18 protein-coding genes are annotated in these 24,398 nt (G+C 51.0%); 7 read left to right on the forward strand and 11 right to left on the reverse strand.

The features are described from left to right. Window positions 1-279: 279 nt before the first annotated feature. The 4 genes from CRP01_RS19085 to CRP01_RS19100 all read right to left on the reverse strand — a co-directional run bounded on the left by CRP01_RS19085 (window position 280) and on the right by CRP01_RS19100 (window position 4,443). Window positions 280-999, reverse strand: coding sequence for an Lcl domain-containing protein (locus CRP01_RS19085; RefSeq protein ID WP_099151681.1), 720 nt, complete (start codon window positions 997-999; stop codon window positions 280-282). 149 nt (window positions 1,000-1,148) lie between these two features. After that, entirely contained in the window at window positions 1,149-1,550 is a 402-nt protein-coding gene (locus CRP01_RS19090) for a response regulator (protein WP_099151682.1), read from the reverse strand. A gap of 229 nt (window positions 1,551-1,779) precedes the next feature. Next, entirely contained in the window at window positions 1,780-2,535 is a 756-nt protein-coding gene (locus CRP01_RS19095) for a LytR/AlgR family response regulator transcription factor (protein ID WP_233752710.1), read from the reverse strand. Window positions 2,536-2,547: 12 nt separating this feature from the next. Continuing rightward, window positions 2,548-4,443, reverse strand: a complete 1,896-nt coding sequence (locus tag CRP01_RS19100; protein ID WP_099151683.1) for a histidine kinase dimerization/phosphoacceptor domain -containing protein — start codon at window positions 4,441-4,443, stop codon at window positions 2,548-2,550. A 325-nt stretch (window positions 4,444-4,768) separates the two neighbouring features. Between CRP01_RS19100 and CRP01_RS42840 the strand changes: the two genes are divergently transcribed. After that, window positions 4,769-4,951 carry a hypothetical protein gene (locus CRP01_RS42840; RefSeq protein ID WP_222845772.1) on the forward strand — a complete coding sequence of 61 codons (183 nt, stop codon included), beginning with the start codon at window positions 4,769-4,771 and terminating at the stop codon, window positions 4,949-4,951. A gap of 101 nt (window positions 4,952-5,052) precedes the next feature. Here CRP01_RS42840 and CRP01_RS42845 read toward each other — a convergent pair whose 3' ends face one another. Continuing rightward, entirely contained in the window at window positions 5,053-5,400 is a 348-nt protein-coding gene (locus tag CRP01_RS42845; protein WP_222845773.1) for a PepSY-like domain-containing protein, read from the reverse strand. A gap of 146 nt (window positions 5,401-5,546) precedes the next feature. On the opposite strand from CRP01_RS42845, the gene CRP01_RS19110 reads away from it, so the two are divergent. Next, a complete protein-coding gene (locus CRP01_RS19110; protein ID WP_099151684.1) occupies window positions 5,547-8,240 on the forward strand; it encodes an ATP-binding protein in 2,694 nt (897 codons plus the stop codon). A gap of 172 nt (window positions 8,241-8,412) precedes the next feature. Here CRP01_RS19110 and CRP01_RS19115 read toward each other — a convergent pair whose 3' ends face one another. Beyond that, window positions 8,413-9,162, reverse strand: a complete 750-nt coding sequence (locus CRP01_RS19115; protein WP_099151685.1) for a LytR/AlgR family response regulator transcription factor — start codon at window positions 9,160-9,162, stop codon at window positions 8,413-8,415. Then, complete coding sequence (locus tag CRP01_RS19120) at window positions 9,159-11,186, reverse strand: histidine kinase dimerization/phosphoacceptor domain -containing protein (protein ID WP_170110445.1); 2,028 nt, start codon at window positions 11,184-11,186, stop codon at window positions 9,159-9,161. The genes CRP01_RS19115 and CRP01_RS19120 overlap by 4 nt, the downstream gene beginning before the upstream one ends. A gap of 315 nt (window positions 11,187-11,501) precedes the next feature. Between CRP01_RS19120 and CRP01_RS19125 the strand changes: the two genes are divergently transcribed. Next, the gene (locus CRP01_RS19125) at window positions 11,502-12,071 is read left to right on the forward strand and encodes a DUF1579 family protein (protein ID WP_099151687.1); all 570 of its coding nucleotides are present in this window, start codon (window positions 11,502-11,504) and stop codon (window positions 12,069-12,071) included. Window positions 12,072-12,218: 147 nt separating this feature from the next. Here CRP01_RS19125 and CRP01_RS19130 read toward each other — a convergent pair whose 3' ends face one another. Next, window positions 12,219-13,679: a hypothetical protein gene (locus CRP01_RS19130; RefSeq protein WP_143473445.1), complete on the reverse strand. Its 1,461-nt coding sequence runs from the start codon at window positions 13,677-13,679 to the stop codon at window positions 12,219-12,221. Window positions 13,680-14,139: 460 nt separating this feature from the next. On the opposite strand from CRP01_RS19130, the gene CRP01_RS19135 reads away from it, so the two are divergent. Beyond that, complete coding sequence (locus CRP01_RS19135) at window positions 14,140-14,649, forward strand: hypothetical protein (protein WP_143473446.1); 510 nt, start codon at window positions 14,140-14,142, stop codon at window positions 14,647-14,649. A 318-nt stretch (window positions 14,650-14,967) separates the two neighbouring features. After that, window positions 14,968-18,108 (forward strand): sensor histidine kinase, encoded by a 3,141-nt coding sequence (locus CRP01_RS19145; protein ID WP_099151691.1) that lies wholly within the window; start codon window positions 14,968-14,970, stop codon window positions 18,106-18,108. A 224-nt stretch (window positions 18,109-18,332) separates the two neighbouring features. Here CRP01_RS19145 and CRP01_RS19150 read toward each other — a convergent pair whose 3' ends face one another. The 3 genes from CRP01_RS19150 to CRP01_RS19160 form a co-directional block, all read right to left on the reverse strand. Continuing rightward, window positions 18,333-19,601, reverse strand: coding sequence for a peroxiredoxin family protein (locus CRP01_RS19150; RefSeq protein WP_099151692.1), 1,269 nt, complete (start codon window positions 19,599-19,601; stop codon window positions 18,333-18,335). Between the two features lie 138 nt (window positions 19,602-19,739). Continuing rightward, window positions 19,740-22,043: a M56 family metallopeptidase gene (locus CRP01_RS19155; RefSeq protein ID WP_170110446.1), complete on the reverse strand. Its 2,304-nt coding sequence runs from the start codon at window positions 22,041-22,043 to the stop codon at window positions 19,740-19,742. 244 nt (window positions 22,044-22,287) lie between these two features. Beyond that, window positions 22,288-22,644: a BlaI/MecI/CopY family transcriptional regulator gene (locus CRP01_RS19160; RefSeq protein WP_099151694.1), complete on the reverse strand. Its 357-nt coding sequence runs from the start codon at window positions 22,642-22,644 to the stop codon at window positions 22,288-22,290. Window positions 22,645-23,032: 388 nt separating this feature from the next. On the opposite strand from CRP01_RS19160, the gene CRP01_RS19165 reads away from it, so the two are divergent. Both CRP01_RS19165 and CRP01_RS19170 read left to right on the forward strand, forming a co-directional pair. After that, a complete protein-coding gene (locus CRP01_RS19165) occupies window positions 23,033-23,374 on the forward strand; it encodes a potassium transporter KefB (RefSeq protein ID WP_099151695.1) in 342 nt (113 codons plus the stop codon). Between the two features lie 37 nt (window positions 23,375-23,411). After that, a complete protein-coding gene (locus CRP01_RS19170) occupies window positions 23,412-24,167 on the forward strand; it encodes an oxygenase MpaB family protein (RefSeq protein WP_099151696.1) in 756 nt (251 codons plus the stop codon). The last annotated feature ends 231 nt before the right edge of the window (window positions 24,168-24,398 follow it).

The following is a 24,398-nucleotide window of genomic DNA, read 5'->3' on the forward strand; positions in this document are numbered from 1 at the left end:
TCCGACAGGCGTATATACTATGGGGGCAGGAGATGGGAAATTCAACGTTTTCTAGGATCCCTCCTTCATTTGTTGCACTAAGCGTAACAACCGAATTCCATCCGATGGATCTCATTATCGAATAAGTCCCAGAGGGCTTCCGTCCTATTTAAAGCAAAAATGTCCACAGACGTTTCCATTTATAGACATTTTTGCTGATCACCCAGGATCGGCAGCTTGGCCCGGGTTTTCACTCCACGCGAGTACTGCGGCGCTAAAATTTTCTTCGATAACTGGGGGTTAAAAAGCCCGAACTGCACGAACCCACAGAGGGGAGGTCCTACCGGCAACGCCTTGATAGCCAGTGCTGAAACGGTGGTACCATACGTCGCCATAGGTGCCGGTGTAAGCCTCCGAAGAGCTCCAATAGCTTGTACCGGTAAAATCTCCAACGCCATTCAAATGAAGCTTTTGGTACATCAAATCGAGTTCATCTTGTGACGGCAGGAACCAATCATCGTATCCTGCTCCGGAGTAGGCATCTGCCAAATGGGCTGCGGTATTTGCTCCAGTGCACGCGGCCAGAATATCCTGTGTATTTTGCGCTCCAGTCCCGATGGCTGTTCCATCCGCTCCGCTTATCGGTATTCCATAACATCCCCAGGCATACGTACCAGGAGCACCACTTATGGGGAAATCACGATTGGCCGCTACCAGTCCCAGGTCCGGTTTCCCGTCACCGTTCAGGTCGGTTGGCGTATCGGTTAAATAAAAAATGATCCCGCCTGCATGAGTATCTCCCACGATCTTGTCGCCATGGTCCAAATGGGCATTCTGGTAAGCTACATCGGCCACCTCGATGACTTCCCAGGGATTGCTTTCGGATCCGGTGTTATGTAATACCTTCAGTTTCGTTGATCCTCTAACTTCCAGATCGGTATCGGTTACCGACACCGCGGATTCTTTCTCACACGCTGCGAGTAATAAGATCCCAACCATCGCTAACAGTATCCTTTTCATAGTCTTGTAGTTTAAGGTTATTTAGATGATGGTCTAAAGGTAGGCCCGGACTAAACGGTATTTAGAGCCATTGTCCGAAGGGTAAGGATCCTGGTCCGAACGGTAGAGATCAGGAGCCGGACGGTTTTGGTAGATCTCCGCTACGATCTTTACTGGGGGTTGTGGTTAGTCGCCAAGCGGCCAAGAACGGCCTCCAGGCCGCTTTGCAGGTCCCTGATCTTAAAGGGTTTGCTAATAAAAGCACAGGGGAAATGCTGGATAAAGTGCGGGCATAACTCGCGGCCGGTATAGGCCGAAAGAAAAACTACCGGTATGCGGTAGCCCTGCCAAATGACCCCGGCGGTCCTGATGCGCTCTTCCATTCCCGGCAGATTGATATTCATCAAAACGATATCGGGGCGGTTGCCGGCAATGGTTTTCAGGGCATCTTCCGAGCGCGCATGGATTCCCATGACTTCGTAGCCCAGCCTGGCAATTTGCAAGGACAGGTCCGCGGCGATGATCAACTGACTTTCCAGGATGAGTACTTTCGGTGCTTGGATGGTATACATGGCGATTGTATTTGCTGGTGGTGGGTGAAGGGGCGTATATGGAAACAGTGGCAATGTAAGGGGAAGTGGAGGAAGCAACAGACCGGACTTCCGGGTGGTAGGATTTAGTGTCCGAATGGGAGATGGGCGGGATCGGGAGATGGGGTGACCGGGGGACTTGGGGAGGGGGAGACTTGGTGAGCATTGGAATTCCTCACCGTATTGGACCGTTGAATTCGGTTTGTCGCAGTCAGATCATCTTGAGGCGTTTGGCCACTTCTTCTTTGGACCGTCTGGCAATGGGTACCTGGTGGGAATGAATAGTGAGGTATTCGTGGTATTCACTGATGGCATCGATCTTTTCCAGATTGACCACATAGGATCGGTGCACCCGGATGAATATACTGGCCGGTAACTGAGCTTCAATATTCCGGAGCGGTACGGACAGGAGATAGGTTTGCTTTTCGGTATGAATTTTACAGTAGTTGCGGTCCGCTTCGGCGTACAGGATATCTACGAGTAAAACCTTGACCAGTTGGTTTTTATGACGAATAAAAAGCCGGTCGTCCATAGCGGATACGTGATCTTCGGAGCCATCGTCCGCCGGCTCCGCTTCTTGTTCTACCGCGATCCGCTGCAGGACCAGGCTGAGGGTGCGCTCCAGATCAGATCTTTGAAAAGGTTTGGAAATGAACGCGTAGGGTTTGGCTCGGATGGCCTGCTGGAAGGTGGCATCATCCGAGTTGGAGGTCAGAAAGATCACCGGGACCTGGAATTGCTCCAAAACGATCTCAGCGGTCTCAATGCCATTCATTTTTCCGGATAAGACAATATCCATCAGGATGATATCCGGACGATTCTGTTCGATGGTGCGCAGGGCATCTTCGCCCCGGGTATGGATACCGGTAACCGTATATCCGAGCTTGGTCAGTTGCATGGAAATATCGGCGGCAATGATCATATCATCTTCCACCATCAGGATTTTTGCAGTAGTGTCTTCCATCATGTTGCGCTGTTCTTAAGCCGCTGATTTTTCCTGTAAAGGAAACTGGATCATCGTTGAAGTGCCGGATTCACTGGATTTTTTCAAGGTACCGCCCAGTTGGGTGGTGAGTAGTTGGATCAACAGACTGCCAAAACCCGATTCCTGTTTGACCTCCGGTCCATTTGCGGATGCGTCTCCGTTATCTGCAATGTGCAATTTAAGCAAACCGTTTTTTTCCTGGCTCAAAGTAATTAATATTTTACCGTTTTGCTTATTGGGAAAGGCGTGTTTCAGGGAGTTGGTGATCAGCTCGTTGGTGATGAGGCCGACCGGTATGGCGGTGTCTACGTCCAGTTCAATTTCGGACATATCCACTTCCAGCGCTACGTTTTCCGCCTTTTTCCCAAAGCTGTCTTTGATGGCCTTGCCGATAGTCTTAAAATAGTCCCGCATCTCAATGGCGGCCAGATTCTCCCCCTGGTACAGTTTCTGGTGGATGAGGGCCATGGACGCCACCCGGTTTTTACTCTCCTGTACGGCGTCAAGGGCGCTTTGATCACTGATGCTTTCCGACTGCAGGCTCAGCAGACTGGAGATCGTTTGCAGATTGTTTTTTACCCGGTGGTGGATCTCTTTGAGCAGCAGTTCATTTTCCTGGTTCTTAACCATTAAGGCGCCGGCAATTTTCTTGTTGCGCCGGAAATAATAGAAAAGCGTACTCAGGAAAAGCAGCAGCAGACCGATCAGACCGATGCCCATGGACTGAATGTAGTTCTTTTGATCAATGATCGTGGCCTGTTCTTCCAGGGCCTGATCTTTCTTGCCGGATTCGTATTTCAGGAGGCCTTCGGACTCCAGGTTGGCAATACGGTTCTGCATTAAGGTATCAAATATCTCATGGGCTATTCTTTGGTTTAAAAATGCCTTTTGATAATCACCCAGCTGATAGTAGCAGTCTGCAATTTCCCGGTATTCTCCCTGCATGGCCGGATGACGACTCTGACCGAGTTTTTCGTATCCTTCGATGGAAGCTTGCAAATGAGATAGCGCCGCTTCGTAATTGCCCTGTAAAAAGTAGGCATGCCCGATGCCCTGGCGGTAGGTTTGGGCGGCTGGTCGTTCTGCCCCTATCTCCGCCTCAACTATGGCATAAGACTGCTGGTTGTCTTCCAGGGATTTTTGATAATTTCCCAGAGCGGCCCAGGCATCACCGCGATAACCGTAGGCTCTGGCCAGGGTGAATGGATCTTCCGGAACGAAATTTTTCAGGATCTCGATACAGTTGTTGCCCGCCTCGATGGCTTTATCCAGTTCTCCGACGTCGCGGTAAGCTAAGATCAGTACCGACCAGGCCAGCGCCGTGGTCTGATGATCCTCCGATTTCCTGGAAGCTTCCAGTGATGCCAGCGCATACTTGATCGCCGATTCCGGCTCTTTCTGCGACCGGAAGATCCTCGATAATTTATGGTAGGCTGCGCCCAGGCCCCGATCATCTCCGAGATCTTCATAAATGGCGATCGCATTAAAGATCAGTTCTTCACAGCGCTCCAGATCATTTTCGTCCTGGTATTCATACGCTAATTCTGCGCTTACCGCCGCCAGATTGGCCCGGTCGTTAGTAATTTTAAACTGTGTAACCGCCTTTTCGCCGTGGTAAATGACCGAATCCATATTGAATAGCACATGATAGGCGTGCCAGCGAAACAGTAGGAGGTGAGCTTCTCCCAGGAGTTGATCGTCATTGAGTTGGTAGGCTTCCGCCAGTGTGGACAAGGCCCGCTCGTGAAATCCATCCGGATTTTCCACGTGTTGAGCGTTTAACCAGACCAGCGCCGAATCAATGGGCAGTTTCTTAAATTCGTCATCCTGGGCCAATGATGTTTGGGAAACAAGGAGCAATAAGCAGGCAAAATAAAAAGCTGATTTCATCAAAGTAGTTATGTAATGTTTGGGTTGGCGAAACCGCGTTTCAACCTTCAAATATTATTGATCAAAGAAGTAAAAGCATGATTTTGAGGGGAAATCATATCTGCTCTTTTAAGCCTGTCAGAGAGGCAGTAGTGTGTGGATGAGTAAGTGAAAACCGGTCGATACCTATAAATGGGAATGATCTCCCTATCGGGATCAGCATGCCCAAGATCCAAGATATCAAATCACTCCGGGAAATACCGCCTCATTTTAAGTAAAACAATTTGTACACGTTTTATTGATGTAATACCGAGTGGAGTTGAACTGATTTTAGTTACACCCTGGCATGGCGATATTATTCCTGGTCAGTGCCCTGACCATCGGGGGAAAGGGGATCCGGGCGGCATCGGTTAATCCGGCCACCACGCTGCGGGATGGTCGATGGACGGGTAGAGGACCAGCCGTAGACTACCGGCCGTTCCGTCGGCGAAATGAGTTGTGTATGGATGAAAGAGTACGGCACCATTAGCCGGAACCCCGATGATGGTTCCCGCTGCATTGTATTCGACGTCTTTATTTTGCCCTTTTGTTTAAATTCTACGTCGTAGAACAAGCCTTTACCGGAATGTTCTATACGTTCAGTTTCGGTAATATCATTTTTATCGAACTCATCTTAATGGCATCCTGGACCGCTTCCGGCAGGTCGTCGTACTTGATGCTGTTTTCCGTTTCGATCCACTGGCCGGCCGGGGTGAAGTCCGCGCGGTACTTTTCGCCGTCTTTTTTGAAGTGGGCCTCAAAATTTCCGTTGGCGTCCACCTCCCATTCGGGGCTGTTTTCCTTCGGATATTTCTGCTCAAAGGTACGCAGGACCACTTCCGGGATACCGTTTTTGCTTTCCTGGGCCGTACAACTGACGGCGCAGATGCAAAAGATCAGGACTAAATGTTTTATACTTCGTTTTATTGTAAAACCCAATTTCCGTCAGTCATATTCTGCCCGTGTTAACGGCCCCGGTATTCACACTCCGGTTAGGAGGAAGCGTGACCGGTGTCCGGGAGAATTTTGTTAGTTGTTAAAAAAGGGTTTACTTTATGCCCTTCCTATAGATAATTGTTGGTTACATGGAGTTAGATATCGATCGGCTGGATTTCGATCATTGTGAAGACGAACCCATCCATACGCCGGAAAGTGTACAGAGCTACGGCTATTTTTTTGCGATGAATGAGCAGGAACAGAATATCGCCATCATCAGTGAAAATGTACTTTCTTTATTGCCGATAGAAGAGGAACTCATCGGCTGGAACTTTTTCGATCTGCTCGATGAGGGTGAGGTAGACCGGGAATTTATCCTGGAAACATTTGACCGGGCAAAGGAAAAAGAGACACGACTTCCCATTCGCATTAAATTCAAAGAAGAGTATGTGATTCCCGATATGGGTAGTGATTTCCTGGCGGTGATCTACTACAGTAGTGGCCACATTGTGATTGAACTGGAGCCCGCCACCAAATTTCGGGAAGTTTACAGTGCAGAGCATTACGTCAAGATGTATGCCACCAGGACCGCTCCGAGGTTTCAGCAATTTGAAAGCTTAGCCGATATGGCGGAGCGGATGGTCGAAACGATCCGGTACATCACCGGTATGGAACGCGTAGTGCTTTATAGATTTAACGATGATGCTTCGGGAGTGGTCATTGCCGAAGCCAAAGTCGACGAAATAGAATCTTACCTCGGAGTAAACTATCCGGCTTCCGATATTCCGGCGCAGGCTCGTGAATTATACAAAAAGAACTGGATTCGCCTGACGCCCGATGTCAATTTGAAACCGGCCCGCTTGTTACCGGCTGTCGAAGAGAGCGGCCGCCCGAAGCTGGACCTGACGCACTCCCTGCTGAGGACCATGTCGCCCATCCACCGGCAGTACATTCGCAACCAGGGCCTGTGCGCATCCTTTTCTATGTCGCTGGTTACCCATGACAACCTTTGGGGCCTCATTTCCTGTCATTGCCGCAAACCTACTTATATCCCTCAGGATGTGCGATTGCAGTGCGAGAACCTTTCCCAGCTTTTCAGTTGGCACCTTTACGCCAAAGAGGAAGAACTGCATCTGAACCAAAGAAACAGAACGGAAGACGCCATCAGAACAATGCTGGATAAAGTGTCCGCCAATAATCCGATCGTAGATATATTTTCGGAACACGAAGAGGACATCCTGAAAATAATGGATTCGGAAGGATTTGTGTTTTTCTCCGAAGGAAAGACGGTATCGATCGGCACCGTCCCGGAGATTTCCGTTGTTCAGGAATTCTACGATGCTCTGGATACGGAAAAGAACCGGTACTACGTCACGGATCAACTGGTGGACAAGGTATCCGAGGAAAGTTTGCTGAACGGTATCGTCGGCATCTTACTAATCCCCTTACTGGGTCAGCGCAATTACTTCACCGCGTGGTTCCGGAAAGAACACAAGCGGGAACAAAAGTGGGTAGGTTTGCCGAATGAAAGGTCGGACGCAAGTACGAAACGGGAAAAACTTACGCCGCGCGCATCCTTTGATATTCATGTAAAAAAGATCACCGGACAAAGTAAGAAGTTTACGGAGATCGATATTGATATGGCTATTCGGTTTAACCGCGTCTTTCTGGCCTATGTACTGGAGGTGCAGGAAAAAATGCGACAGGATCTGCTCGCATTGGAGGAACAGGATCGTCACCGGAATGAGTTTCTGGCCACGCTTGCCCACGAATTGAGGAATCCACTCACCCCCATCAAAACCGGCATAGATATCCTCGAAAGAAATGACGATGAGAATATACGCAATACAGTCAATAGTACCATCAGGCGGCAGGTCAAGAATCTCACTAAGCTGATCGATGACCTGATGGATATCTCCCGGGTGAATAAAGGTAAGATCAAACTTGACCTGCAGCCGGTAATGATCCAGGAAACGATCGGCAGTGCGCTGGAAATTAGTGAAAATGCGCTGACAAGTAAACAACACGAATCCGTGATCCATATGCCGGAAGAACCCCTGTGGGTCCGGGGAGATCCTACGCGTTTGTCCCAGGTTTTTTCCAACCTTTTGAACAATGCCGCAAAATACACGGAAAACGGGGGAGAGATCTCGATTGCCGTAGAAAAGCGTAAATCGGACATCTCCGTGAAGATCATCGATAATGGCCTCGGTATACCGCCGCATAAGTTACAACGTATCTTCAATATGTTTACGCAGGTAGAAGAACATGGCCCCCATAGTAACGGTGGTTTAGGGATCGGTCTGGCGCTGGTAAAAAAGCTGGTAGAGTTACACGACGGAAGTGTCGTGGCCCGGAGTGGGGGATTGGATAAGGGTAGCGAATTTGAAGTTATTCTGCCGCGACTGCAAAAAAGCGAAACCGGCCGGCCGGAAAGTGATTCTTCCTCCTATAAACGATCAGTAAAAAAGAAGATCCTGATAGTGGACGATAATCCGGATATCATTCAGATGTACGAAATGCTGCTCCAGACGATGGGCTACGAAACGCAAACTGCCCAGAATGGCCGGCAGGCCATAGCGATCTTTCCCGGTTTTAAGCCGGACTTCGCCCTGCTCGATATTGGGATGAATGATATGAACGGCTACGAGTTGCGCCAGGCGCTGGCAAAATTTCCGGAGGCAGTAAATACCGTCTTCTTTTCGCAATCGGGTTGGGGAAACAAAACTGATTTTGCACAGTCCAAAGCCAGCGGATTCAGAAAACATTTCGTCAAACCGCTGGATCTGAAAAAATTGCAACAGGAATTGGCACAATACCAGGATTGGGTCGAAGAGGAGTAGTGTAGTTTAAGGTGCAAGCAAACTGATGTACGACTGACCGGGGATGGCATTTTCTAATACAGCGCAAGCCAGGTGTATATGCTTCTTTAACTCCAATAAAGTCTACTGTTAAGCGGGATCTGGCACCAAAAGATTTGGCAAAAGGGAAAGAACTCACGCAGCATCGCCCCGTTCACAAAAAATTAAAGCGGTTGAGCACTTCCTCCTTGCGTTTGGAGCTCATGGGGATCTCCGTGCCGGCCACCAGAATGTAGTTGATCCCAATGTGATCGACGTAATTTTTATTCACCACGTAGGAGCGGTGCACCTGAATAAAGTGCTCCGCGGGCATCAGGTCGATAAATTCCGCAAGGCTGTAGCGAATGACGTGGCGTTTCTTTTCCACGTACAGTTCGATGTATTTCAATTCCGATTTCACATAGGCGATATCCCTCACCCGGATCTTACTGTACACATTTTTCTCCTTCACGAACAGGTATTCGTCCATGGGGAGCGGCTTATCCTGCACCCCGGTGCCGAGTTTCAATTCTCCCTGCTGGACGATCTGCGTATAATTCTGCCGGGCCACCTCCAGGGTGGTATAGATATCCATTTTGGTGAAGGGTTTGACCAGATAGCCGAAAGGGCGGGTCTCCACCGCGCTTTTCACGGTGCGTTCGTCACTGTAGGCAGTCAGAAAGATGAAGGGGATATTGTAAGTCTCTTTGATCATGCCGGCCAGCCAGATACCATCCCGGGAACCCTGAATGTTCAGATCCAGAATGGCCATATCCGTTTCGGTTGCCTCCAGGATGGACAGGGCTTCCTCCGCGTCTCTGGCCATACCGGTGACCCCATACCCCAATTCCAGCAGGTAGTTCCGGATGGTATCCGCCGTCAGGAATTCGTCCTCCACGATCAGTATGTTCATTTTTTCGGTCATGCCACCTGTTTTAGATCGTTTACGAAAGTGACCTCAAAGGTACTGCCGGGCTGGTTGCTGTAATAACTCAGCTTACCGCGCAATTGCCAGGCAATGCCTTTGACCAGATTGAGCCCGAGCGATTTTTCGGAGCGGCGTTCCATGTCCTCCGGCAGGCCGTTCCCATCATCGGAAACGCTCAGGCGGAACAGGTTCTCACTGACCTGATTGACCGCCACGGTCAGGGTACCGTGATCTCTGCCGGCAAAGCCGTATTTATAGCTGTTGCTGACCAATTCGTTTAAAATGAGGCCGTACGGAATCGCCACATCCACCTCAAGGGGCAGTTCGGCCACCTGAATGTTGATATCGATATCCTGTTCTTCCAGTTTGTAATAATCGGAAATATTAACCAGCAACAAACGCGTATACTGGGCCAGATTGATGTGCTCAAAATCTTGGGTCTGATACAATTGCTGGTGGATCATGGCCATGGACTTGATGCGGTTCTGTCCTTCTTCCATGTATTTTTTTACCCGGATATCTTCGGAATTCTGTCCCTGCCGCGCCAGTATGCTCGATACGACCTGGAGGTTGTTCTTAACCCGGTGGTGGATCTCTTTCAGCAGGGTTTCCTTTTCCCGCAGGGATTTATCGAGTTGCTGTTTTTGCTGCTCAATTTTAGTTTTTTGTTTCCGGACCTTTTGCAGAAAAGAGTAGGTGACCATCAATAAAATACCCATGCCGGCAAGGCCCACCAGGAAGGTCTGCTGTTGCTGTTTTCGGCGGGTGATCTCGTGGTCCTGCCGGACCAGTAAGTTGCGTTGTTCCTGCAGAGCCTTTTCCTTCTTCTCCGTTTCGTAGGCGATGCTGGCCACCATTGCGCTATTATCACGAGCGGCCGAGGAAATGGAATCCCGCAGGGCCGTCATTTTTTTATTCAGCTGCTCTCCGGCCGCCTGCTGGCCGGAAGCCAGCAGGATCTTATACCTCACCTCCCAGTTCTCCAGTAACCAGCGGTTCTCATTCTGTGGCCGGATCTCCCGCGCTGCCTGGTCCAGATACCGGAGCGCCCGCTCGTAATTCATCTTCTGGTAATGCAAGGACCCCAGCTTATGGCAGGCTTCAATGACCGTTTCGCGTTCTGTGAGGTCCTTGCCGGAAGCGAGCTCTTTTTCTACAGCCCTGATGGCGGTATCGTAATGGCCGGCGTCGAGGTCCAGCATGGCCAGATTCGCTTCGATCCGGTTGATCAGGTGTTGGGTATAGGCTGTTGATCCGAAGCCCGATTCGTGGGTGCCGCCGGCTTGCAGAATATCGATTGCCCGCCCGAAATAAACAGCGGCACTGTCCGGCCTGCCGGCTTTGGCGTAGGTCCGGCCGACATTATTGGACATACTGGCGACAGCGAGCAGGTTTGCTCCATTTTCCACCACCTTCAAAGCTTCCTGGTAGTGCAGACGTGCCCTTTTGTAATCCTTCAAGCGGAAATAAGCCTGGGCGATATGACTGTGTTCATTGACGAGATAAGCCTGTGGTTCATCCAGATCCCTCCGGATCCGGGACAGCTCTTCGGTCAGTTCGATGAACTTCTCAATGTATCCGATATCCAGATAAATGGGCGCCAGATGACGGTAGACCTGGATCTTGTCTTCCTGGTTGGCGAACGAGTTGGCGGCTACCATCTCTCCGGCGAGTTTAAGGAAATTGGTATTCTGCCCGGTATAAAAATAGCAATCCACGAGAAAGCGCTGCATCCGGGCCCGCTGGGTGGGGCTGCCGTTTTCGGTCGCCCAGGCGAGAGACTCTTCGGCGAAGGTCACAAAATCAGGTAGACGCTCGTATTCTTCCAGCGGTACGGGAGAAATTGCCAGGAACTCACTTAATTCCATCGTCAGATTATAGCATTCCTCACTCTGCGGAGCGCTCTCCCGCAAAAGCTTTTCCAGCCTTACCAATTCCGGATACTGGGCCAGGGCCGGTGGAGCGGATAGCAACAGGATAAAAAGAACTCCCGGAATAAGGGCGTACAGATGGTAGCTCATCCTATACCGCATTTAGGTCTGCTTAAAAATGTACTCTACTTCGCGTCAGGTATAGAAACAGGTTTGGGGCTGAATCTATTCAGGTAAAATACATAACTTTCCTCTGCAGCGCGCCAAAAAAGGCCCCAATTGCGGGTATTCTGGTCATGAATGCAAATAATTGCGCCATCAGTACCCACGGATCAAACCCGAAATCCGCTCATTCCGCATTGGACCGTATTCATGACCAGAAATCCTGCGGTTCGATCTTTAAATTTGAATGTAGCCGGTAACGCCAATAATTTGGAGGTATTCATCCACTAAAAATTTTCTGTTATGAAACGTATGGTATTGATCACGACACTGATTTTCTCCTTTTTTACGGCCATCTTCTCCAGCGCCCAGGCGCCGCTGCATCAATTGGATCTACTGGCTATCGGTCCTAACGAAAATGCGGCGGAAGCTACATTGGATTGGGACAAGCTGATTGGCGAGTGGGACATCAAAATGGAGCGGGTCGGACCTTCCGGAGCGGTGGTCAGCAGCCGGCCGGGCAGCTGGAATATCTTTTACGTGTTGGACGGCTACGTGATCCAGGATGCCTTTAAACTGGACCAAACGGGCGGGGAACCCTTTCAGTTCGTAGGTCTGCGCATCTTCGACGAAGCTGCCAAAAGATGGAAACAGGTAACGATCGACAATTATGAAAAACGGCTGGAATTTGCCGAAGGCACATCCAATCAGGACAAGGTGATGCTCAATTATACCCATCAATCCGGGGCGGAACTCCGAAGCACTTATTACAACATCAGCAAGGACGGTTTCGAGTGGAAGCAGGAAAAGCTGGATAAACACACCGGAACCTGGAATATGGGAATGCGGGTCATCGCCACGAGAAAGCGATAGGTAAACGGGCAGACTAACAGGATATTACATGTGAGCTTATAGATCCCCGGGAATCATGGTGGCACGATTCCCGGGGAAAGCAACACCGAGGCGATCTATACTGACCAAAGTGGTTTGGGGGGGCAAACAGCTTCGCGTCATGTATACCTACTCCCCACCACTCCGCGTCCGGCTTTTCGTCACCTTCTTTGTACTCCGTTGCTGGGGGGCAGTACTTCGGGTGGACGAAGATTTGGAACCCGAACTGCTCCGGTTTACCGAAGGTTTGCGGGTAGGCGTACTGGAGCGTGTGCTGGACCGGGAACTGCTCGATGAACGCGAGGAAGATCCCGAACGATTAATTTCGCTGCGGCTACTACTTCGGTTCATCTGCGGCGTACTCTGGCTCCGGCTGGGGGTAGTAGGCTGGGTACGACTTTTACTCGGCTCCCGCTTATAGGAAGGCGTCGAACTCCGGCTCGCAGCCGGACTGCGGCTCGGCGTGCTGGAACGCATGGTAGAACGGGATGGCTCCGAACGCTCGACGGAACTGCGACTGCTTCGCGTCTGGCTGCGCGTCGTATTGCTGCCCGCAGCGTCTGCCTGACTCCTTTTCCGGCTCAGGGACGGTGCGCTCTCCCGCGGTATACTGGAACGGGAGATCTCCGAACGCCCGGTAGAACTGCGATCCACATCCGTTTGGGTGCGCGGACTGCTCCGGGTGATATCTCCCCGGTTGGCGTCCGTCCGGGTTCCATTCCGGCTGATCGAAGACGTATTGGGCCTCGGTCTGGTCACTACTTCCGAGCGGTCTGCCGTATTGGTCCTTCCCCGGGAGCTGTCATAGCCCCGGTCCTGATTTCTCGGCGGCTCCGGGCGGTAGATCGGAGCGCGTCCCTGCCTTACCCGCACGTCATTGGCCCGATTGACCACGATCCCGCAGTAGGACCGGTAGGGACGGTAAAAATTGTGGACCCGGATCACCCGGTGGCGGCGCACAATATGGTAATACCGGTTATACACCACGATGCGGGGGCGAAAGATGTTCCAGCTGATCTGTAAACGGGGAGCCCACCAGGTGGGGTAGTATTGGTAGCGGTAAGGCGATACGTAGGCGCTGTATCCACGGCCCAGAATGTACTGTACCGGTCTCCAGTAATAGACATTGACGTATTCGCCGTAGTCCGAATCATAACCTCTTCTGCTGTCGGAATAGCCTTCTACCGGTTCCACGTAAACCTCCTCGCCGTACAGATCTTCATCACCGATGATCTGGAGCAGTGCTTCTCCCCGGCGGATGATCTCCAGTTCGATCACGGCTACGTCCTGCACGTCGTACCGGCCGACCAGCGCCTGGAGAATGATGGCGTGGAAATTGCCCTGCTGCCGGTGTTCTACCCGGACGTAATCGATCCGGCCGTCGTAGTCCAGGTCGAGGTTGTTGACCCAGTATTTTTCCGTGTTGATCCTCCTTTCAAAATCCCGCAGGGAGGAAGATTCCTTAAACAGGTCCAGCGCTCCTTCCAGACTGAAATGATCTCCTTCGTAACCGGTCCGTTCGGTCCGGTATTGGGCGAAAGCTGTGCAAAAAATGAGCGTGCACAAGCTGCTGATAATTATTCGTTTCATATCCTATGTTCCTAATTTCGTAGATGAATTACACTTCTAAATACGGTAATTTTCTGGTAATAAATGGCTTTTAAGGGATATTTAACCTAGGTTAAGTTATTTATAACGTAATTTATATTGATTTGATAATCAAATAATTAAATGATTTAATGATTGATTTTTGAGCAAGCATCTTTTTTGCAAATGTCGAATTGTTAATTGTTTAATATAAGCTATTGGCGCGCTTCCGGACTTTGTTAACACTTTGAATAGAATAGCAAAAATGGGAGTGTAAAGCACCATTATCGACCTGAGGGGTATGGGAATATCCGGCCGCGGAAAATGCCCGCCGGAGCAGCCGATCCGGCCTTCTATTTGCATGGATTAAAATTTTCAAACGTCCCCTGCGTTCTTAAAAGGATAAACACGCAGCCTTCATCCCTATTCGAAGGCCATTTTTTAAAAAGTACAACCTATGATTATGAAAATGTCATTTGTAATGACCATTGGACTGGCATTGCTTTGCCTCAACCTAGGAGCCCAGACCCTGGGGGAAAAGTACAAACTACCGGAAGCAGCCGGTGAATTGCGAACCGACGGTGTTTACCACCTGCCGACCTCCCTGCTCGGTAGTGATCAGGGCAACGTAAATGCCTATTTCCGCTTTTTTCCCGATGAGACGTTCATTGTGTACCATTCCCGGGTATCGCCCGAGACCAAGCCGGAGGTTTTTCAGATCAACTGCAATTACCAGTATGTCTCCGCCGCACCGGCTCCCTACAACCGGGATTACACCCTGAAAAGCAAAGATCACATTTCCCGGGCCAGGATCGTATATCCCGATAAGGCCGTGCTGCTGGAATTCGACGTCCGGGACGGAGCGATCGCCGCCACCGTACGCACGTTTGATCTCGAAGGTAAAATGACCGGTAAGCCGGCCGAATACGTCATGCCCTTCCATCAGCTTACCTGGCCGACGAGCGCAAACTAGCGAAAAGCCGTAGTCCCCGGGCGGAAATCGGGGGATCGAGGGTAAAGGCACTGTTGGTATTCGGCCGGATCGCGTTCCGGTTTGCGACCCCAATTGGTTCCTTTACCCTCTCTTTCGGCCTTCCTTCCCCGTCTTTATCTCGAAGGCAACAACCCATCCCGGTGCGGCCCCGCCCCGCTTGCCGGGTCCTCCGAAAAATCCCCGGAAAGCTTTTGTTTTGTCCCCTTTTCTGTATCTTCCCTTCTGTTTATTCGATCGCACTTCACAGAAGAATACAGAGGGCTTTAATTGGTACACCAAAATCCGGCCAGATTTTCGATGAAAAAAGAAGTATTCATTTGCCTTGTTGTTCTGCTTATTGCTGTGTTCCAGCAGCCGGCCTTTGCCCAGTACGATCTGGAACATCCCAGCCGGATCATTCGCGTAGAGGACGGACTGCCCAATCATTACCTGCGGGGCCTGGTCCAGGATGCCAACGGATTTATCTGGATCGGCAGTTACGACGGCGTTTCTCGTTTCGACGGCAAGCGGATCATCGTGTATCGCCACCAGCCGGGAGATTCTCTTTCGCTTACCCACAATTCGGTGATCAGCCTGGCCGCCGACCCGAATAACGGAGAAGTATGGATCGGAACTTTCGGCGGACTGAACGCCTTTATACCGTCCACCGGACGTTTCCGCACCTATACTCACGATGACCAGGATTCGACTTCCCTGCCTTCCAACTACGTTTCCAGACTGTTCGTAGATCGACAAAGCAATCTGTGGGCAAGTTTTCGCTCGAACGTATTGAGCCGGCTGGATACCGAAAAGGATGAGTTCATCCAGTACGCTCCCGAACCCAATGAGGACGGCGGCACGGAATCCATCCGGGCCATCGAACAGGATGCCCTGAACGACGAATTGATCTGGGTGGGTACCAACGAACGGATGTTCTCCTTTCACCGGCAAAAAACGACTTTTGATTATAATCATCCCTCATTTTCCGATATTCAGCAGATCCATTCCCACCCCGGCGGATTGCTGTACATCCGGGATGAATCGGGGCAGATCAATGTCTATGATCCGCAGGCCAAAGAGATCGTCCATAAAATAGCTCCCCTGGAAGGATGGCGTTTCGGACGGATCTTTCAGAAATCACCGGAGGAACTCTGGATCAGTTGCAATAACGGCATTGCCGTATTGCGTACAAAGGACCACTCCGTGTCCTACCCCTGGCGGGACGATCCCTCCGAGAAAAGGGCTTACGACATGGACCTGATCGACCAGCAGGGCCGTATCTGGTCAGCCGGTGCTGCGGGTATTAAAATTTACGATCCGGCCACCACCCAGTTCTCCAATTACATTTACGAAAAAACGGGAGCTTCGTCTCCCTTCATCACCCAGCGCCTGCTGGAAGACCCGGAACGGGAGGTCATTTATCTCAATGTGAGTTCGGGCAACGGCATGTACCGTTTCGACCGGAATACCAAAGAGTGGCTGCATATTCCCATTCCGGAAGGTTATTCCGGTCGGCTGTTCTACGGAAGTGATCTGGCTCTTCTGGATGACGGACAACTGCTCATTCTGGAAAGGAAAGGATTGTATACCCTTTCCGAAGATGGCCGGTCGATGGTGCTCCACCCGGTCAATGAGCAGCTACCCGCCGAAGAGAGCTGGCTGAATCTCTTCCTGGACAGCAAGGGGTACGTCTGGCTGGGCGGATTGGAAAACGGGGTGGTCAAGATCGATACCCGCACCTGGGAAGTTACCGCTCTGGCTGAGTGGCTGCCATCCTGCCGCCAGCCCCGCTTTCGCTGGTCCTTTTACGAGGATCAGGAGCAGAATATCTGGATGCCGGTATGTTACGGGATGGCCTATTATTCCTACCGGGAAGACGCTTTTCACTTTCTGCTCGCGGAAGAGAATCCCGAGAACACATTTCGGGCAACCAAGGATTTTGTGGAAGGCCAGGATGGGATCCTCTGGGTGACCGATGAAGAGGAAGGCATCCTGGGGGCGATCAATCCGAAAGAACCGGAAAAAGGTATCTACAAGAAATATTCTTTCGCTCAGGATAACCCCACGGATACCGTACGCATCCTGAAAGGGAATCAGAAGGCTTCGCTGGGCGTTTCCAAACTGGCGGTAGACCGGGATAACAACCTGTGGACGATCAGTCCTTCCGGGATGCTGAAGATCCACCCCGACCGCAGAAGCGTTGAGATCTACAATGATCTCGACGGATTGCAATGGCTGGACGAGGAGCTGGCGGTACCCAGTGTCAACCAGGTGGAACTGCTTTCAACCGGAGAGATCATGGTGGGCTTCCGGAAGGGGATGAGCATCTTCGATCCGGCCGATCTCCGGATCAGTCAGGAACTGCCGGAGCCTTACCTCACTGCCTTTAATGTTTACAACAACCCCTGGCAGTCGGATTCCAGTCTTTTCGTGACCCACCGGATCGACCTGAACTACTGGGAGAACTATTTCTCCTTCGAGTTTTCGTCTATCGGCTTTACCAACTCGGATCACCATCAGTACCAGTACAAACTGGACGGGGTGGACGAGGAGTGGATCTATTCCGGTCAGCGCTCCTACGCGGCCTATACTAATGTAGACGGTGGCAATTACACCTTTCTGGTAAAGGCGGCCAACCGGGACGGCATCTGGAATGAAGATCCCCTGCGGATCGATCTGTCCGTCGCTACGCCCTGGTGGCAACAGCTCTGGTTCCGGGCCCTGGTGTTGCTGCTGATCCTGGGCGGCGTGTATTCTTTCTACCAGTACCGCCTGCGTCAGGTGCGGAACACGGAACGGGTGCGGTCCGCCTTCGAAAATAAACTGGCGCGCGTGGAACTCACGGCCCTGCGTTCGCAGATGAACCCACACTTTATCTTCAACTGCCTGAACTCCATTGAAAGTTACATCATCAGAAACGAAACGGTAAAGGCTTCGGAATACCTCAATGACTTCTCGCGCCTCATCCGGCTTATTCTGCAAAATTCACGCTCCAACTACGTATCGGTCAGCGACGAGCTGGAAGCGCTTTCGCTGTACATGGATATGGAAAACCTTCGACTCCGGGAGCGGTTTACCTACGAGATCAATGTGGACAAAGACCTGGATCCCGACGATATCGATATTCCGCCCATGCTCATGCAGCCCTACGTGGAAAACGCGATCTGGCACGGTCTGCGGCACAAAACCGGTAGCGGCAATATTACCATTGACCTGAAAAAAGTCGACGGCTTTTTGCTGTGCGCCATTGAGGATAATGGCGTCGGTCGCAAAAAGTCCGCCGAACTCCGATCCAGGAGACACAAAAAAACTTCCATGGGTATGAACATTACCCAGGAACGGATCGATATCATTAATAAAGCCTACAACATCGAGACCTCCGTGCGGGTGATCGACCTGGTTTCTCCGGAAGGGGATCCGCTGGGTACCCGCGTTGAGTTGAGTATCCGGCTCCGGTAGTCTGCTCTTTTGCTTTTATCAATGCAGCTACAAATATTACAGGGTTATGCCCTTATCCATATCAGCGGCGTAGCTGGGAAGACATTTGTAGTTCAGTAACGGGTTTTATCTCTAAGGGCGTAGCCCTGGCCAGGTATTCATCTGGAATGCCCGTTTTCCTAATCTATTTACCGGACCCAACGTAAAGATCTGAACGTCCAAAGCTCCCAACTTCCAAACTCCAATCATTCAAAATGGGTAGCCAATGCCTGCCGCCAATCGCCGATTTCAAACCGGTCGACAATTTGTCCGCTGGGATCGATCAAAAAGCAAACCCGGGAGCAAAAATCCTCCCGGTAATTCCGCTTAACCGATGGATGCTCTTTACCGATAACGAACTTTCCGGCAAGATCTAGATCCTGGATGTTTACCGCGAGGGCATTTGGTGATTCGTCAATGGCTACCATAGCTATCTTTTCGTGGTGATCTTCCCATAGCTCTTTATAGTGTTCGTAGCTCATTTTTTCGGACCAGCAGGCCGTAATATTCACCAGCAACAGGTACTGGGCGCGATAGTCCGCCAGCTCAATGGAATCACCGGCGGTGGTAACTGCGCTGAATTCCGGAGCGATAAAACCGGGCTGGGTACCGATCTTATCGCTGACATCCTCTTCCCGGATCAGGGTGATGGCACTGCCGTCATTGGCCATACCGGCGAATTGGTAATAATCTTTACCCAATTTCAGATATTCCCCCAGTTCGAATTGATCACTGAACAGCAGAGAATCTTTAGTGATCCCGTTTTGGGCGGTGATGCTGATCTTCGGGCTGTCGAAACAAAAGCCGATGGAGGGGATCCAACTCACGGCCTGCAGAGTATAATCCTGGCCGTCAATCTCCAATGATGCCTGTAAATGCTGAGCTACAGAGACCCGGATCTTTTCCTCATTTCCCAGTCCGACGTATATCCATCCCGAATCCCGGACGATGGCATTGCCGTTGTAGATGGAAAAATGGCACTTGCTGGGCTGGGTGGTTTCCATGGCGGTCTGCATATCGATTAACGGCCGGATCGCATCGTCACGATAATCCCGGTTGCCATTTTCGTCTACGATGAAAACTTCCTGACCGTCCCGCCGGCCGAGGATGATTTCCACTGTATTCTGGGCCGGGGACGGCAGATTGGCGGTGTCGATCCGACTGGGATAATTGATCGTCAGGAACTCCGGTAAATATTCGGGCTGATCGTCCACCAGTCTTTGGTACTGGTAGACTTTGAGGTCTATGTCTTCCCGACCCACCTTTAGGTCCGAAAGGCCTTCGGGGATGACCCGTCTGAGCTCATCTCCCTCGGGGATGTCGTACAAATGCCGGCTCCAGTGGCCACCTTCGTATAAGCCGTAGCCGGCGTGTTTAGTGGTTTGCAGGAAGAGGGTATCTCCCTGCGTCTGTGCGGAAGCAACGGTGATCAGCAGGAAGGATAGCATGGTTAAAAGGGAAGTTAGTTTATACATCGTATTGGTCAATTTTAATGGTTAATAAAGGACACAGCTCAGGCCGGGTTACTACGGTGCGTAGTAACCGACAGCCCGTTCCCTATACGGTGATTAATATTGGAGAAATTCTACTTTAAGCTGAAGAAATAGACCCGCCTAGCGGAAGTGTTTGGCCAGCGAAGTTTCCCACTCATTGATCTTAAAGCGATCAATGATGCGCCCGCCGGGATCGATCAGATAGCAGACAACGGAACAGTGGAAATCCCTGTAAAATTCCTGGATCGAGGGGTTCTCCTTACTGACGATAAAGGTGCCCTCGGGCTTGTAATGATCCAGTTTGTGCTGCAGATCGTCGGCGGAGTATTCAATGCCGAGGATGTCAATTTTTGCACCGTACCGCTCCGAAAGGGCTATGAAATCTTTGGTGCCCGGCTGACAGCGGTCCGTATTGGCCAGCAGCAGATATCGGCCGCGGTAATCCCGCAGGGCAACGGTTTCGCCTTCGGAGGTAACCGCTTCGAAATCCGGAGCAATAAATCCGACCTGGGTGCCGAAGTTATCCCGGATATCGAGATCTCCGACCAAGGTGATGGTTCGGCCGTCGTTGGCAATATCGGCAAACTGGTAGTAGCGTTGGCCGAATTTCAGGTACTCGCCAAGTTCGAATTTGTCCCCGAACGTCAGCGTATCTTTCTGGACACCATTTTGGGCGGTGATGGCGATCTCCGGCTCTTCGAAACACCAGCGTGCCGTAGAGCCGCTGTTGTAGACCTGAACGGTAAAGGTCTGGTCATCAATCGAGAAGGTGGAACGGAGGTGTTGGGCCGCCGAAACCCAGGGGCGGTCATCTCTGAATGTACCGATATAGACCCAACTGGAATCCGGAGTCAGCGTTTCCCCGTTATAGATCCGGTACCGGACCGGGACCGGTGGCCCCATGGCCCGCCATTTTATCTTTTCCAGTAAGCGCACCGGATCGTCCCGGAAATCCTGATTGTTGTTTTGATCCACGATATAGACCTGCTTCCCGTCTTTTTTGCCAACCACCGCCTGGACGCGGTTATCATCGATCGATGGTAAATTGGCCGTGTCGATCTTTTCCGGATACCATTTTTCCAAAAATTCGCCGAGGTATTCGTGCTGGTCCTGCACCAGACTATTATAGTGCCATACTTTTATATCAACGAGTTCTTCCCCGATCTGAAGGTCGTCCATGTCCGCCGGGATCAAATCGCGGCGCGGATCATCTGCGGCGAGCGTATCCAGATACAACTGGCCGAAACCGCCCAGGAACAAGCCGTAGCCCGGAAGTTTGTTCGTCTGTAGGATCAGGGTATCCTGATCGGAAGAGAACTGAGCGATCTTTAATTGGTGACTGGCGGTAGCCAGTTCGTCGGTTGGCCCGGATAAAGCGGTCGGTAGCTGGTCGTTCCCCCGCGCGGGTTCGTTCAGTAGCAGGGAAAGTCCGACCAGCAGGGGCGCTACAAAGGTATATTTCAGATAACCGTAGCCATTGGATCGCTTGGCATTCATGCGCAGGATCCTGTTTTTGATCAGCGACTGGTTGTAGTTGGTGGTAATGGACAGCGGTTCGGTGTAGCTGGCTATTTTGACGAGATTCAACTGGTAGCTCTCCCGCTCCGCCCGGTGGTTGCGGAGCATGATCTCATCGGTCTGGTATTCGATGTTTTTCTCTACTTCTTTACGCAGGGCCCAGACAAAGGGGTTGAACCAGAGTACGATCACGGCTATTTCGGACAGCAGCAGGTCCAGCGTATGCCATTGCCGAACGTGGATCTGCTCGTGGGCGATGATCTGCTCGTAAGTTTCAAAATCATAACCGGCCGGATTGATGAAAATGTATTTGAAGAAAGAGCAGGGATCAATCTCTCCCGGCATATTCACCAGTACATAGCCTTCATCGGCGATCTTGTCCTCATTGCGGTAGATCTTCCATCCGGTAGAGGCGATCTGAGCCAGCAGTTTTAGGGTAAGGATCGCTGCTCCGAAACAGTAAACTAAAAACAGCCAGAAAAGGACGCCCCGTTGGGCCGGGCGGTTGCCGTTGACCGGATCAATACCGGTTTTTGTGAAGGGTGGGGTAGGGGCAGCCGGAGTGGTCTGAGCGGGCCGATCGGAGGCGGTATTCGCGTTTTTAGGGACCTCTGAAGTTGTATTGGTTTCGATTTCCGGCGAATTGATAACCTGGTCGGTTGCCGGTAGGGTTTCGCCGGCGGAAAGCGTGCGGCTTACCGGCCTGGGCTCCAGCAGGGTACCTACTAATCCCTGGTGCTCTACGAGTTGGGGCAGGGTAAGGAAGGGCAGGACCGCCGCCAGCAGAAGGCAGCCCAGCAAGTAAATGCGATTGGCCGCAAAAAAGCTTTCTTTTTCCAAAAAGAACTTGTAAAAGGCCAGCAAGACGATCAGCACGAGAGAGGCTTTAATTAAGAGGTGTATCATGGACTGGTGATTTTTTGGATAAGTAACCGTTGCCCGGTGGTTGAGTAACTGGATAATTGACCGTAACATGCCCTCTGTTTAGAGCAAGCGCGTTTGACTTTTGAGACCTCATGATCTTACCCGATCGATGGTCCCAAACGGGTAAAAGGCCAATTACCGAATGCCCGGCAGATCAGATCAAGTGTACTTTTCGAGTACAACTTTTAAGGATTCAGAAAGAGCAGTCCCTACCGACCGCAACGGTTCATTTGGATTTAATGATTCGGATCAGTTCTTCTTTTTCCGATTCTGACAACTTTTCCTTTTTGGCAAAATGGGCGAGCATTTTGGGTAGGGAATTGTCAAAAAACTTCTCTTTTACGCTTTCCAGGTATTCCTCGCGGTACGCTGCGAAATCCTGAGTGGGCCGGTACTGGTTGCTGTTTCCGATCATTTCGGATTGCAGTACCCCCTTCTTCTCCAATATCTTGACGATCGTGGCTACGGTATTGTAGTGCGGTTGCGGCTCCGGAAATTCATTGACAATATCCCGGATAAAAGCTTCCTGCAGCCGCCAGACTATTTCCATAATCTGTTCTTCTCTTTTTGTAAGTTCTTTCATGGTGGAAATAATTATACTACAAGTCTACTAATTTTTTAGGACTATTCCTAATTTTTTAGGAGTTTCTACTAAAAAATTAGTAGTTGGCCTTTTTGCAGTGGAAGTTCAGTGCCTGGATTATGGTCTTCTAAGCCCGGATCTACCGGGCCGCGTGGGCTTTTGCGAGCTGCATCTGATACGAAGTGGTTAGACCATTATAAGCTGATGAATTAAAAAAAATTTCCGGCGGCCTCTTGTATGGCGCCGGAAATTTAATTTACTTTGTAATTCAAAGTACTTTAATAAAAGGACTTCTTTGTCTTTTTCTTAAAACTGCTTTGGAAGCACCCGTCGCCATTTCGGCGGGACAGAAATTGAAAACCGCATATTAACTTAAAATCAAATCATCATGACCTACGAAGAACAATCATCCACATCGCCCGTACTGACCGCTTCACTGAAGCGAAAAATGCTCATGGGGGCCGCCATCGGCCTGGTGCTGATCGGTACCTTTTTACTGACGGCCGGAGAACCGAATCCCGCCTGGGGTAAATTCTGGCGCATCCGACCGCTGATCGTCGTACCTTTGGCCGGAGCGATGGCTGGCGTGTTCCATCATTTTGTGGAACAGTATCTGGCCGGCGGTGGACTCGGTTCACGTCTAGCCGTCATCGTGCTGAGTTTACTGGGCTACCTGATCGCATTCTGGCTGGGCTCAGTAATGGGACTGAACGGTACCTACTGGAATTAGTAAAAGCGAATCAAACAGGTTTTAACGGGAAAAGATCATGGAATACTTTGTGGATAAGCACTCGATCGTGCGCGAGATCTGGGGAAAGAGCGATACTATCCTGGTAATTTTTGCGGGAGCTGCCGCGGAGTTTGCCCTGAGTAAAGCGGTAGACTGGCTGTACTTTACCGGTCGCCTGCCATCGGACCCACTGGGCCGGCTGTTTTCAACGGTAGCCTACGCCCGCGCCATCGTATTTGCGGAACGGGCTGCCGCTCTGAAAGCGATAGACACCATCACCGCGATCCACCAGGGCGTGGAAAAAAAGCGCGGGGCCGAGATCCCCGAATGGGCCTACCGGCATGTGCTTTTTCTGTTGATCGATTATTCGATCCGCTCGTTTGAATTACTGGAGCGGCCGCTGACGGCAGCCGAAAAACAGGAGGTATTCGACGTTTTTTACCGGGTAGGGAGCCGGATGGGCATCGGAGGATTGCCGCAAAACCTGACCGACTGGGAAAAGATGCGGCAGGAGCAACTGCACCGGGACCTGCAGGCCGGCGACTATTCCAAGGACCTGTTCGCGCAGTACCGCAAACATTTGGGAGAGATGCGCTACCGGCTGTTGCTGGAATCCCAGATCCTGGTCGTACCGCCGGAAGTACGCAACCTCCTGGGCCTGCGAAAGTATTCGCTCCTAAATCCATTGATCTCCCTGTACAAACTCAGCCGGCGGGTACAGCTCGACTGGGTGCTGAAGGAACTCATCCTGCCCGGTCGCTACAAGAAAGAGATCAAAGCCCTGAATGTTTGAGATCTTTTTTGCAGCCGCTGGGTTCGGTCATCAGGCGAGTGGTTCTTTTATAAATGAATAGAGTGGGAGACTAGAAGACTTGGTGAATGGGAGAAAGGGTGACGCAATGCCCTGGAATTCCTCATCATATTAGACAGTTGAATTCGGTTAGTTGCTATCTTTAAACAACAAATCGAATTATGGCAAAATTACGAAAACGCTTTACTAAGGCCGAGCGCCTGGAAATTGTTA

Origin of the sequence: Flavilitoribacter nigricans DSM 23189 = NBRC 102662, assembly GCF_002646595.1 — a bacterium.
Taxonomy (GTDB): Bacteria; Bacteroidota; Bacteroidia; order Chitinophagales; family Saprospiraceae; genus Flavilitoribacter; species Flavilitoribacter nigricans.